General features: G+C 74.3%; 12 protein-coding genes. 7 read left to right on the top strand and 5 right to left on the bottom strand.

Annotated features, from left to right (window positions below; translation table 11 throughout):
* Position 1: 1 nt before the first annotated feature.
* Complete coding sequence (locus ACZ56V_RS17090; protein ID WP_030182166.1) at positions 2–604, bottom strand: Dps family protein; 603 nt, start codon at positions 602–604, stop codon at positions 2–4.
* Between the two features lie 209 nt (positions 605–813).
* Here ACZ56V_RS17090 and ACZ56V_RS17085 point away from each other — a divergent pair, with 209 nt between their 5' ends.
* Both ACZ56V_RS17085 and ACZ56V_RS17080 read left to right on the top strand, forming a co-directional pair.
* A complete protein-coding gene (locus ACZ56V_RS17085) occupies positions 814–1929 on the top strand; it encodes a Gfo/Idh/MocA family protein (protein ID WP_398911855.1) in 1116 nt (371 codons plus the stop codon).
* Between the two features lie 130 nt (positions 1930–2059).
* The gene (locus tag ACZ56V_RS17080; RefSeq protein ID WP_398911854.1) at positions 2060–2512 is read left to right on the top strand and encodes a phospholipase; all 453 of its coding nucleotides are present in this window, start codon (positions 2060–2062) and stop codon (positions 2510–2512) included.
* Here ACZ56V_RS17080 and ACZ56V_RS17075 read toward each other — a convergent pair.
* Positions 2485–3153, bottom strand: coding sequence for a phosphatase PAP2 family protein (locus ACZ56V_RS17075; RefSeq protein ID WP_468943073.1), 669 nt, complete (start codon positions 3151–3153; stop codon positions 2485–2487). The genes ACZ56V_RS17080 and ACZ56V_RS17075 overlap by 28 nt on opposite strands.
* Before the next feature lie 204 nt (positions 3154–3357).
* Positions 3358–5619, bottom strand: coding sequence for a heavy metal translocating P-type ATPase (locus ACZ56V_RS17070; protein ID WP_468943070.1), 2262 nt, complete (start codon positions 5617–5619; stop codon positions 3358–3360).
* A 195-nt stretch (positions 5620–5814) separates the two neighbouring features.
* On the opposite strand from ACZ56V_RS17070, the gene ACZ56V_RS17065 reads away from it, so the two are divergent.
* A complete protein-coding gene (locus tag ACZ56V_RS17065; RefSeq protein WP_398911851.1) occupies positions 5815–6801 on the top strand; it encodes a hypothetical protein in 987 nt (328 codons plus the stop codon).
* Between the two features lie 22 nt (positions 6802–6823).
* On the opposite strand, the gene ACZ56V_RS17060 is transcribed toward ACZ56V_RS17065, so the two are convergent.
* A complete protein-coding gene (locus ACZ56V_RS17060) occupies positions 6824–7603 on the bottom strand; it encodes a DeoR/GlpR family DNA-binding transcription regulator (protein ID WP_104633691.1) in 780 nt (259 codons plus the stop codon).
* 128 nt (positions 7604–7731) lie between these two features.
* Between ACZ56V_RS17060 and ACZ56V_RS17055 the strand changes: the two genes are divergently transcribed.
* Both ACZ56V_RS17055 and ACZ56V_RS17050 read left to right on the top strand, forming a co-directional pair.
* On the top strand, positions 7732–8613 hold the full coding sequence (locus tag ACZ56V_RS17055) for an SIS domain-containing protein (RefSeq protein WP_468943066.1): 882 nt from the start codon (positions 7732–7734) through the stop codon (positions 8611–8613).
* A gap of 32 nt (positions 8614–8645) precedes the next feature.
* The gene (locus ACZ56V_RS17050) at positions 8646–9536 is read left to right on the top strand and encodes a class II fructose-bisphosphate aldolase (RefSeq protein WP_467381241.1); all 891 of its coding nucleotides are present in this window, start codon (positions 8646–8648) and stop codon (positions 9534–9536) included.
* Here the strand turns inward: ACZ56V_RS17050 and ACZ56V_RS17045 are convergent.
* Complete coding sequence (locus tag ACZ56V_RS17045) at positions 9526–10707, bottom strand: methyltransferase (protein WP_467381239.1); 1182 nt, start codon at positions 10705–10707, stop codon at positions 9526–9528. The genes ACZ56V_RS17050 and ACZ56V_RS17045 overlap by 11 nt on opposite strands.
* A 77-nt stretch (positions 10708–10784) precedes the next feature.
* Between ACZ56V_RS17045 and ACZ56V_RS17040 the strand changes: the two genes are divergently transcribed.
* Positions 10785–11435: an alpha-ketoglutarate-dependent dioxygenase AlkB family protein gene (locus ACZ56V_RS17040; protein WP_468943062.1), complete on the top strand. Its 651-nt coding sequence runs from the start codon at positions 10785–10787 to the stop codon at positions 11433–11435.
* 37 nt (positions 11436–11472) lie between these two features.
* Positions 11473–12711, top strand: a complete 1239-nt coding sequence (locus ACZ56V_RS17035) for an ROK family protein (protein WP_356364382.1) — start codon at positions 11473–11475, stop codon at positions 12709–12711.
* Positions 12712–12727 lie beyond the last annotated feature (16 nt).

The following is a 12727-nucleotide window of genomic DNA, read 5'->3' as shown; positions in this document are numbered from 1 at the left end:
GTCAGGCGTGGACCAGCGGCGTGTCCACGAGGTGTTCCGCCACGAACCACGCCTGGAGTTCGTTGGTCCGCACGACCTCGGAGACCAGCAGGTCGTTGGTGCCGTCGTCCCCGTACTCCTGGGTGCGGGCCGCCGCGTCGTGGCACTCGGTCAGGATCAGCTCGTGCGCCTCCAGCAGCCGCGAGAGCATCGACGGCACCTCCTCCACCCCGTCCGGCGGGCGCGGCACGGTGGTGATCTCGGCGACGTGCCGGGGGTCGCCGACCGCGACGCCGCCGAGCGTCTGGACGCGTTCGGCGACGGTGTCGATCAGCTCCAGTTGTTCGCCCGCGTGCTTGTCCAGCAGCAGGTGCAGTTGGTAGAACGTCGCCCCGCGCATCAGCCAGTGGTACTTCTTGTACAGATCGTGGAGGATCCGCGTGTCCGCCAGGACCTTGTTGAGCCGCTGGCAGGAGTAGAGCCGGGTCTCCATGGTCAGCGCCACGGGGAACTGCTTGACGGTGCCGAACTCCTGAATGGTCCGGCCCTTCTGGTGCAGCCAGGGCTGGCTGCCGTCCGACCGGTGCTCCGCGGTCGACGAGGGCTTCGGCTTCGGGGAACTCACGCCTGGACTCCTTCCGGAGAGGACTGAAGGGTGGGCCGGCGCGCTACGGCCGGCCCCGGTCCCCCCGCGACAGTCGACCAGCCGCACGCCCGGCCCGCAAACGGTGGGGGTTGTCCGGGCCCTCGCTCCCCGCTTAGGGTCGGCCCTGTTTGAAAGCGCTTTCTAACCGGCGTGCGCCTGCCGCGGCGTCGCCGTCCGAGGAGGACCGCATGACTCCACGTCCCGCCCGCCGCCGGGTCGCCGTGGTCGGTACGGGTGCCATCGTCACCGGCGGTCACCTGCCCGCCCTCGCCGCCCACGCCGACCGAGCCGAACTGGTCGCCGCCGTCGACGTGGACCCCGCGCGGCTCGACGCCTTCCGCGCGCAGGCGCCCGGCGAGGTCGCCGGGTACACGTCGACGGGCGCCATGCTGGACGCCGTACGGCCCGACCTGGTGCTGATCGGCACGCCGCCGTCGCTGCACCGGGAGCAGACGGTGGCCGCGCTCGAGGCGGGGGCCTGGGTGCTGTGCGAGAAGCCGCTGTGCCTCTCCCTCGCCGAGTACGACGACATCGCGGCGGCCGAGAAGGCGTCCGGGGCGTACGCGTCCGTGATCTTCCAGCACCGGTACGGCTCCGGTGCCGCGCACGCCCGCGAGCTGATCGCGAGCGGTGAACTGGGCGCCCCACTGGTGGCGCACTGCCAGACGACCTGGCACCGCGACGCCGCCTACTATGCGGTGCCGTGGCGCGGACGCTGGTCCACCGAGGGCGGCGGCCCGACCATGGGCCACGGCATCCACCAGTACGACCTGCTGCTGCATCTGCTCGGGCCCTGGGCGGAGATACGGGCCATGGCCTCCCGCCTGGTGCACGAGACCGAGAGCGAGGACGTCTCCACGGCCCTGGTGCGCTTCGAGAGCGGGGCCCTCGCCACCGTCGTCAACAGCGTGCTCTCCCCGGACGAGGTGAGCCGGATCCGCGTCGACTGTGCCGACGCGACCGTCGAGTTGACGCACCTGTACGGGCACCGCAACGACGACTGGACCTACACCCCGGCCCGGCACGTCGCGCCCGCACGCGCCGCCGCCTGGCGCACCCCTGCCGCCGACGTCCCCAGCTCGCACACGGCGCAGCTCGGCGCCGTACTGGACGCCTGGGACGCCGGTGTCCGCCCGCCCGGCAGCGGTCCGCAGGCCCGCGCCACGCTGGAGTTCGCCGCTGCCCTGTACAAGGCGGCGTTCACCGGACGTCCGGTGCGCGCGGGCGAGATCGCCGCCGGTGACCCCTTCCACGGCGCGATGCACGGCGGCCACCCCGGCTGGGCCCCGGGAGAGGCGGCGTAACGCGGCCTCAGAACCAGGGAGTGCACAGCGAGTTGGGCCGCGCGATGTGTGAACGGGTGGTGGACATGCGCATCATCTTGACATGAACCTGCGGCCCGAGGGCGGGCCGCGTCCTCATGGAGGTGTGGGAATGCACCGCAGACTCGCCACCGGACTCTCCGCCGCGGCCCTGGCCGTGACCACCGTCGCCGCCACCGCCGCGACCGCCGACGCCGCTCCGGCCGACAAGGCGCAGGTACTCGCGAGCTGGACGCAGACCAGCGCGTCCAGCCACAACGCCTGGACCGCCGCACGGGCCGACAAGTCCGCCTGGTCCGCCTACGGTTTCGACTGGACCACCGACTACTGCTCCTCCTCGCCCGACAACCCGTTCGGCTTCCCGTTCAGCACCTCCTGCGCACGGCACGACTTCGGCTACCGCAACTACAAGGACGCGGGCACCTTCAGCGCCAACAAGTCCCGTCTCGACAGCGCCTTCTACGAGGACCTCAAGCGCGTCTGCGCCGGTTACGGCGGCGCCACCAAGACCGCCTGCACCAGCACGGCCTGGACGTACTACCAGGCCGTGAAGGTGCTCGGCTGACGGCCCCGGCCGGGCACCGGAGCCGACGACGCCGCCGCCAGCGCGGCCGCCGCACTGGCGATGCCCAGGACGGCGCCCGCGGCGACGTCACCGGGATAGTGCACGCCGGTGTGGACCCGTGAGTAGCCGACGGCGCTCGCCAGCGCGCCGAGCGGCACGGCGGCCTCGGGCAGGACGACGCCGACGGCCGTGGCGAACGCGACCGCCGCGGCCGTGTGCCCCGACGGGAACGACGCCGACGCGGGCATCGGCACATACCGGTCCACCGTCACCCGCGCCGCCTCCCGGTCCGGACGCGCCCGGTGCACCAGACGCTTGCCCAGCAGGTTCGTCGCGGCCGACGCCACGGCGACCGCCCCCACGCCGACGAGGGCCGCCCGCCGCGCCCGCGTACCGCTCAGCGCGAGCGCGGCGGCGATGCCGAGCGAGATCTTCGAATGGTCCGCGGCGTGGGACAGCCGCCGCAGCGCCCGGTCGAGCGTGGGCGTGGACGTGGCGGCCACCGCCGCGTACAGCGCGCCGTCCACCGCACGCAGTTCCCGGAGCACGGCCGCGAGGGCACGCCCGGGCACTGACCCCGGACCGGGAGGCGGCCCGAGCGGGCCACGGGTGACGCCGTCGGCGTGGGTCGGCCGGTTCATGGGCTCCTGCTCCGCGTGCAGACGGGACCCGAACCATGCTGGTCGTCCGCGGCCCCGGCGGCGCGTGGACGGGGCCCGTCCGGGGGAACGCCGGGAGTGAGCAGAGCCCGGTCCGGGTGGTGCGGCCCCGCCCCCGACCGGGCCCGCGCACCGGCGAGCCGCAGGCCGGCCCTCGCGGAGTCGGCCGGCGGCCCGGTGCGGCGGTCAGTCCGCGGCCTTGAAGCCCCGCAGGCGCAGGCTGTTGCCGACCACGAAGACGGAGGAGAAGGCCATGGCCGCCCCGGCGATCATCGGGTTGAGGAGTCCGGCGGCGGCGAGCGGCAGGGCGGCGACGTTGTAGGCGAAGGCCCAGAACAGGTTGGACTTGATGGTGCCGAGCGTTCTGCGGGCCAGCCGGATGGCGTCGGCGGCGGCGCGCAGGTCCCCGCGGACGAGGGTGAGGTCGCCCGCCTCGATGGCGGCGTCGGTGCCGGTGCCCATCGCGAGCCCGAGGTCGGCCTGGGCCAGCGCGGCGGCGTCGTTGACCCCGTCGCCGACCATCGCCACCGAACGCCCCTCGCCCTGGAGGCGCTGGACGACGGCGACCTTGTCCTCGGGCATGACCTCGGCGATCACCTGCCCGGGAGCGATGCCGACCTCCGCGGCCACCGCCTCGGCGACGGCCCTGTTGTCGCCGGTGAGGAGGACCGGCGTCAGGCCCAGCGCCCGCAGCCGGGTGACGGCCTCGGCACTGGTGTCCTTGACCGCGTCGGCCACCTCCAGGACCGCCCTGGCCTCGCCGTCCCAGGCCACGACGACCGCGGTACGGCCGGCCCGCTCCGCCTCGGCCCTGGTCCGGGCCAGCTCGGCGGGCAGTTCCAGGGCCCACTCGGCGAGCAGCCGTTCGCGGCCCACCAGGACGGCGTGGCCCTCGACGACGCCCTGGACGCCGAGCCCGGGCACGTTGGCGAAGTTCTCGGGAGCGGGCAGGGTGCCGACCCGTTCGGCGGCGCCCGCGGCCACGGCCCGGGCGATCGGGTGCTCCGAGGCGTGTTCCAACGCCCCGGCCAGCCGCATGACCTCGGCCTCGTCGGTGCCCGGCGCGGTGTGCACGGCGAGCAGGGTCATGCGGCCGGTGGTGACGGTGCCGGTCTTGTCCAGGACGATGGTGTCGGCCTTGCGGGTGGACTCCAGGACCTCGGGGCCCTTGATGAGGATGCCGAGCTGGGCGCCGCGCCCGGTGCCGACCATCAGCGCGGTCGGGGTGGCCAGCCCGAGGGCGCAGGGGCAGGCGATGATCAGGACGGCGACGGCGGCGGTGAACGCGGCGGCCGGTCCGGAGCCGTTGCCGGTCCAGAAGCCGAGGGTGGCCAGCGCCAGCGCGATCACGACCGGGACGAAGACCCCCGAGATGCGGTCGGCGAGCCGCTGGGCGGCGGCCTTGCCGTTCTGCGCGTCCTCGACCAGCTTCGCCATCCGCGCCAGCTGCGTGTCGGCGCCGACCCGGGTCGCCTCGACCACCAGCCGGCCGCCCGCGTTCACGGTCGCGCCGGTGACCGAGTCACCCACGCCGACCTCGACCGGCACCGACTCACCGGTGAGCATCGACGCGTCGACGGCCGAAGCGCCCTCGAGGACCGTGCCGTCGGTCGCGATCTTCTCGCCCGGGCGGACCACGAAACGGTCGCCGGCCTTGAGGTCCCCGACCGGGATCTGCTCCTCACGGCCGCCCCGCAGGACCGTGACGTCCTTGGCGCCCAGCTCCAGCAGGGCCTTGAGCGCGGCGCCGGCCTTGCGCTTGGAGCGGGCCTCGAAGTAGCGCCCGGCGAGGATGAAGGCGGTCACCCCGGCCGCGGCCTCCAGGTAGATGTTCCCGGAGCCGTCACTGCGGGCAATGGTCAGCTCGAAGGGATGGGTCATGCCGGGCGTGCCCGCGGTGCCGAGGAACAGCGCCCACAGCGACCAGAGGAACGCCGCCGACGTGCCGACCGAGATCAGGGTGTCCATGGTGGCCGCGCCGTGCCGGGCGTTGGTGAACGCGGCCTTGTGGAAGGGCCAGGCCGCATACGTCACCACGGGCGCCGCCAGGGTCAGTGACAGCCACTGCCAGTACTCGAACTGCAGCGCCGGCACCATCGCCATCGCGATCACCGGGACCGCCAGCACCACCGCCGTCACCAGCCGCTCCCGCAGGGGGCGCAGCTCGTCGGCAGTCTCGGCGCCATCCGGCCCGGACGCGGCCTCGGTGCGCACCGGTTCGGGTTCGCGAGCCGTGTACCCGGTCGCCTCGACCGTGGCGATCAGCTCCGGGACGGACACGTCACCGGCATGGCTGACCTTCGCCTTCTCCGTCGCGTAGTTGACGGTCGCGGTGACCCCGGCGATCCGGTTGAGCTTCTTCTCGATCCTGGCGGCGCACGAGGCACAGGTCATGCCGCCGATGGCGAGTTCCACCTCGGCCGGTGCGCTGGTCGTACGGGTGGTCATGGCTGCTCCTGACGCGGGGTCGTCGGCGATGCATACGGGGCGGGGGTATCCGTCCCGGGCAATCCTGTATACCCCCAGGGGGTAAATGAAGCAAGTGTCGTCACGGCTTGACTAGGTACCCCCTAGGGGTATTGTGAAGTGCATGGAGAGGTCTCCGTGCGACCCGGAGACCCGCAATCCGAGGAGACGACCGTCATGCACACCGGACTGAGGATCACCGCCTTCGCCGCCGCCCTGGCCGCGACCTTCGGCACCGCCTACGGCGTCGGCACCGGAATGGACCCGATCGTCGCGGACGGCGCACCCGCGCCCCACGACGAGCACGACGAGCGGGGCGGCCCGGGTGAGCCGACCTCGCGGCCGGAGGAGGGGGGCGGCCACGGGGGACACGAGAGCACCCCGGCCGGCGGCCTGCAGATCTCCGAGGGCGGCTACACCCTCGACCTCGCCACCCCGCGCGTCACCGCCGGCCAACGCACCGAACTGCGCTTCACGGTCCGGGACGCGGACGGCAAGGCGGTCACCGCGTACCAGCGGGAGCACGACAAGGAACTCCACCTCATCCTGGCCTCACGCGACCTGGCCACCTACCGCCACCTGCACCCCGCCCGCGCAGCCGACGGCACCTGGAGCACGCCCGTCGACCTGCCCGCGGCAGGCGCCTACCGCGTCTTCGCCGACTTCACCCCGGCGGGCAAGAACGCGGAGAACCTCACCCTCGGCGCCGACCTGGCCGCCTCCGGCCGCTACGCACCGGCGCGGCCGCCGGCCCCGAACGGCACCGCCCGGACCGACGGCTACCAGGTCGAACTCGCCGGTTCCCTGCGCCCCGGCAGGGCGAGCGAGCTGAAGCTGAAGGTGTCCCGCGACGGCGAACCCGTGGGCGACCTCCAGCCCTACCTCGGCGCCTACGGCCACCTCGTCGCCCTGCGCTCCGGAGACCTCGCCTACCTCCACGTCCACCCGAACGGCGAACCCGGCGACGGCACCACCGAGCCCGGCCCGGAGATCTCCTTCACGGCCACCGCGCCCAGTGGCGGCACCTACCGCCTCTTCCTGGACTTCCGGCACCGGGGCGAGGTCCACACCGCGGCGTTCACCGTGCGCGCCGGGTCGGTGCCGGAGGCGACGGAGACCGCCCCGACCGCCACGCCGGACCACACCGACGGCCACGGGCACTGACCGGCACCCTCTTCAGGGCCCTTCAGGCCGTGACGACCCGGACCCCGGCCTCCTCGAACCCGCGCACCAGCTCCGGGTCGGCCGCGCCGTCCGTCACCAGCGTGTCCACCGACTCGGTCGCGCAGATCCGGGCGAACGCCCGCCGGCCCAGCTTGCTGGAGTCGGCGGCCACGACCACCCGCTCGGCACGCTCGCACAGCAGCCGGTTGATCGCGGCCTCCGCCTCGTCGTGGGCCGCGGCGCCGTGCGCGACGTCGAAGGCGACGACGCCCAGCACCGCCACGTCGAGGGTCACCTGCCCCAGTACGCCGTCCGCGAGCGGCCCGATCAGCTCGTACGACTGCGCCCGGGCCACGCCGCCGGTCACCACGATCTTGAACTGCGGCCGGACGGCCAGCTCGTTGGCGATGTTGAGCGCGTTGGTGACCACGGTCAGCGCGGGCGTACCGGAGGCCAGGTCGGCGCGCACGGCCAGCGCCCGCGCCACTTCCGTGGTGGTCGTGCCCCCGGTCAGCCCCACCGCCTCGCCCGGCGCCACCAGGGCGGCGACCGCCTGTGCCACGCGCTGCTTCTCCGAGGCGCGGCGGGCGGTCTTGTAGCGCAGCGGCAGTTCGTACGACACTCCGTGCACGACGGCGCCACCGCGGGTGCGCACCAGCATCTGCTGCTCGGCGAGCCGGTCGAAGTCGCGGCGGATCGTCGCGGCCGAGACCTCCAGCTCGGTCGCCGCCTCCTCGACGTCCAGCCGGCCGCGCTCGACGAGCAGTTCCAGCAGCGCCTTCCAGCGGGCGTCGCGCGACATCCACGCCTCCGTTCCTCGATCCCCGCCGACCCTAGCGCACCGCACTCTTCCGCAGATTGCTTGATTGTGCTCGAAAGCTCGCTATATCTTGCAGGAACAATCAACGTGTTATCGGGGAGTGTTGCGACATGACGTATGTCGAGGACGAGCTCAGCAGCCAGCCCGAGTGCTGGACGCGCGCCGCCGAGGAGGCGGCACGCCACACGGCGGCGCTGCCGGCGGCGGGGGAGCGGGTGGCGATCGTCGGATGCGGCACCTCGTACTTCATGGCGCAGTCGGCGGCGGCGCTGCGCGAGGGCGCGGGCCTGGGTGAGACGGATGCCTTCGCCGCCTCCGAGTTCCCGCGGGGGCGGGCATACGACCGGGTCGTGGCCCTCACCCGCTCCGGTACCACCACCGAAGTGCTGGCCCTGCTCACCGGGTTGAAGGGCCGTACGCGCACCGTCGCCCTCACCGCCGACCCCGCGACGCCCGTCATGACCGCCGCCGACGACGTGGTCGTCCTCGACTTCGCCGACGAACGCTCCGTCGTCCAGACCCGGTTCGCGACCACCGCGCTCACCCTGCTCCGCGCCCACCTGGGCCTGCACACCGACGCCGTCGTCGCCGACGCCCGCGCCGCGCTCGGGGCCGAGCTGCCCGAAGGGCTCGTCGAGTGCGGCCAGTTCACCTTCCTCGGCCGGGGCTGGACCGTCGGACTGGCCAACGAGGCGGGCCTGAAGATGCGCGAGGCCTCCCTGTCCTGGACGGAGGCCTACCCGGCGATGGAGTACCGGCACGGCCCCATCAGCGTCAGCACCGCGGGCACGGCGACCTGGATGTTCGGCGAGGCGCCCGAGGGACTGGCCGACCAGGTCCGCGACACCGGCGCGCTGTGGGTGCCCGGTGAGCTGGACCCGCTGGCCGAACTGGTGCGCGCCCAGCGGCTCGCCGTCGCCGTCGCCGCCGCCCGCGGCCTCGACCCGGACCGTCCGCGCCACCTGACCCGCTCGGTCATCCTCGCGCCCTGACGCCCCTCCCGACGCCCGAGAAGGAACAGACCGTGCCCCTCGCCACCACCGGCGACCTGATCGGCCGTGCCGCGGCCGAGCGCTCCGCCGTCGCCGCCTTCAACGTCATCACCCTGGAGCACGTCGAGGCCGTCGTCGCGGGCGCCGAGTCCGTGCGCGGACCCGTCCTCCTCCAGGTCAGCGAGAATGCCGTGAAGTACCGCTACGGCCGCCTGCTGCCCCTGGCCCGCGCGGCCGTCGCCGCCGCCGAGTCCGCCGCCGTCCCCGTCGCCCTGCACCTCGACCACGTGCAGAGCGACGGCCTGCTCCGCCAGGCCGCGGACGCCGGGTTCAGCTCCGTGATGTACGACGCCGCCCGGCTGCCGTACGCCGAGAACCTCGCGGCGACCCGGGCCGCCGCCGACTGGGCGCACTCCCAAGGGCTGTGGATCGAGGCCGAGTTGGGGGAGGTCGGCGGCAAGGACGGGGCGCCGCCGCTCGACGCGCACGCCCCCGGTGCCCGTACCGACCCCGCCGAGGCGCGCGCCTTCGTCGCCGACTCCGGCGTGGACGCCCTGGCCGTAGCCGTCGGCAGCTCCCACGCCATGACCACCCGCACCGCGGCCCTCGACCACGACCTGCTGAAGGAACTGTCCGGTGCTCTGGACGTGCCCCTCGTCCTGCACGGCTCCTCCGGCGTCCCGGACGCCGAACTCGCCGCGGCCGTCGCAGGAGGCATCGCCAAGGTCAACGTCGGCACCGCGCTCAACATCGCCATGACCGGCGCGATCAGGGAGCACCTCGCCGCCCGTCCCGAGGCGGTCGACTCGCGCGGCTACCTCACCGCGGGCCGGGAGGCCATGGTGCGGACGGTGGCGACACTCATCCAGGTGGTCACCCGGACCGCGCCCGCGCCGGTTCCCCCTCCTTCCGCTACTCCTTGACCGCCCTCAGCACCACGAACTTCCGGTCGCCCGCCACCAGCCGGCTGTTGCCGAACAGGCGCCGCAGCTTCACGTGGTAGCCCAGGTGCCGGTTGCCGACCACCCACAGTTCGCCGCCGGGGCGCAGCACCCGCCGCGCCCCGGTGAACATCCGCCACGCCGTGGCGTCGGTCGTCGCCTGGTGGGAGTGGAACGGCGGGTTGTTGAGCACCAGGTCGACACTGCCGTCCGGCACCCCGGCCAGCCCGTCGCCGACCCGGAACTCCGCCTGGCCCGCGGCGGCCTCGTTGGCCCGGTACGTCGCCCGGGCCGAGGCGACGGCCTGGAACGACTCGTCGGTGAACAGCAGCTCCGCGCCGGGATCGGCCAGCGCCACCGCCGTACCGACCACACCGTTGCCGCAGCCCAGGTCCACCACCCGCCGGAAGACCCCGGGCTCCGGCAGGTGCTGGAGGAAGAAGCGGGTGCCGATGTCGAGGCGGTCGGCGCAGAAGACCCCGGCGTGGTTGACGACGGGCCGGCCGGAGAGCGGTCCGACGTCGTCGGGGAGCCGGTAGCCGAGCGGCCAGGGGTTGGCGGGCCGCTTCAGCGCGGGATCGGGCTCCGCGAAGATCAGCCGGGCCTTCTTCACGGCCAGCGAGGTCCGGGTCGGGCCGACGATCCGCTCGAACAGCCGGAGCGTCGAGGTGTGGATCTCCTTCACCATCCCGGTGCCGACCACGACCGTGCCCCCGTGCAGCGACGGAGCCAGCCGCAGCAGCTGGTCCTCCAGCAGCGCCAGGCTCTTCGGCACCCGCACCAGGAGCACGTCGACGCGGTCCGGCGGCGGGTCCTGCGTGGTGAGCAGGCGCACCGAGCCCGGTTCGGCACCGCCGCGCTCCAGGTTGCGCCGCGTCGCCTCCCGCGTGAGGTGGGAGTCGGTGATCTGCACCGGCCGGTGCGCCGCCAGCGCCGTCACCAGCGCTCCCCAGCGGTCGCCGACGACCACGACCGTGCCGTTCAGGACAACCCCCTGCTCCGCGAGGTGCCCCAGCAGGTACTCGTCTGAGGCGTCCCAGGCGCGGAGCCGGTCGCGCGGGTCCTCGGGGAAGCGGGACAGCACGTGCTCGCCCCAGGGCGTCGTCAGGCGGTCGTCGCGGTCGCTGCGGTCGTTCGTGCTGCGGTCGTTCATCGTGGGTCCAGGCTAGCCGAGCCGCAGCTCAGCACCGGTCGCGCCCGGGGCGCGGGGCGCGGGGGCAGGATGGGGGCATGGACGCCGAGCTGTTCCCCAGGACCCGGGCCGAGACCGCGCCCGGCGCCGTGCACGTGCCGGACTGGCTGGCCCCGGGACGGCAGCGCGAGCTGCTGGCCGCCTGCCGCGAGTGGGCCCGCCCCCCGGCCGGGCTCCGGACGGTGCGCACCCCCGGCGGCGGCACCATGACCGCCCGGCAGGTCTGCCTCGGCCGGCACTGGTACCCGTACGGCTACGCCCCCACCGCCATCGACGGCGACGGCGCTCCGGTCAAGCCCTTCCCGGCCTGGCTCGACGACCTCGCCCGCCGCGCGGTGACCGACGCGCTCGGCGCCGCCGCGGTGGTACGCCGGCCGTACGACATCGCGCTGATCAACTTCTACGACGGCGACGCCCGCATGGGCATGCACCGCGACGCGGACGAGCGCTCCGACGCCCCCGTGGTCTCCCTGAGCCTCGGCGACACCTGCGTCTTCCGCTTCGGCAACCCCGAGACCCGCACCCGCCCCTACACGGACACCGAGCTGCGCAGCGGCGACCTGTTCGTCTTCGGCGGCCCCTCCCGGCTCGCGTACCACGGCGTGCCGAAGGTGCACCCGGGCACCGCGCCGCCCGAGTTGGGACTCGCCGGGCGGCTGAACATCACGCTCCGGCTCAGTGGGCTCTAGACACCCCGTGCGGACGGATCATGGGAGACTCCCCCTCATGAGCGGCAAGGCGGACCCCCGGGCTGCGGGGGAAGGGACCACCTCGAGGACGCGGCTGGACCGGGGGCGCGCCGCGCTCGGGCCCGCGTTGGAGCTCGTGCACACCGGACGCGCCCCCACCCGGGCCGTCCTCACCGCGGAACTGGGCGTGACCCGGGCCACGGCCGGGGCGGTCGCCGCCGAGCTGGAGGCGCTCGGCCTGATCCGGGTGGACGCCAGGCCCGGCGCGGCGGCCGGTTCCCAGGGCCGCCCCTCGCACCGCCTCTCGGTCGCCGAGGACGGGCCCGTCGCCCTCGCCGCCCAGATCCACGCCGACGGTTTCCGCGCGGCCCTGGTCGGACTCGGCGGCCGGATCGTCGCCACCGCGCCCGGCTGCGAGGTCGTCGACGCCGACCCGGCGAAGGTGCTGGGCTCCGTCGTCGAGGCGGGCGCGGAACTCCTGCGGGAGACCGGGCGGCGCTGCGTCGGCGCCGGACTCGCCGTGCCGTCCGCCGTCGCGGAACCGGAGGGCCTGGCCCTGAACCCGCTGCACCTGGCCTGGCCCGCCGGCGCGCCCGTGCGGGAGATCTTCGCGCGGCAGGTGCGGGCCGCCGGCATCGAGGGCCCCGCCTTCGCCGCCAACGACGTCAACCTCGCCGCCCTCGCCGAGCACCGCCACGGCGCCGGACGCGGCGCCCGCGACCTGCTGTGCGTGGCCACCGGCCACCGCGGCGTCGGCGGTGCGCTGGTCCTCGACGGCCGTCTGCACACCGGCAGTTCCGGGCTCGCCCTGGAGGTCGGCCACCTCGCCGTCAACCCGGAGGGCCGCCCCTGCCACTGCGGCAGCCGCGGCTGCCTGGACGTGGAGACCGACCCGCTGGCCTTCCTCACGGCGGCCGGCCGCGAGCCGGGACCCGAGGTGTCCCTGCTCCAGCAGTCCTACGACCTGATCCGCGAGCACTACGCCGACCCGGCCGTCCGCACCGCCACCGAGACCCTCATCGACCGCCTGGGCCTGGGCCTCGCCGGTCTGGTGAACATCCTCAACCCGGACCGCATCATCCTCGGCGGACTGCACCGGGCACTCCTCGACGCCGACCCCGAGCGGCTGCGCGCGGTCGTCGCCGGGCGCAGCCTGTGGGGCCAGAGCGGCGGGGTGCCGATCCTGCCCTGCGGCCTCGACCACAACAGCCTGGTCGGCGCCGCCGAGTTGGCCTGGCAGCCGGTCCTGGACGACCCGCTGGGCGTGCCGGCGTAGGCGACCGAGTCCGGCG

The organism is Streptomyces sp. NPDC034099 (genome assembly GCF_055575415.1).
The sequence above is the reverse complement of the archived record's forward strand: the minus strand, read 5'-3'. Positions and strand labels throughout refer to the sequence as shown.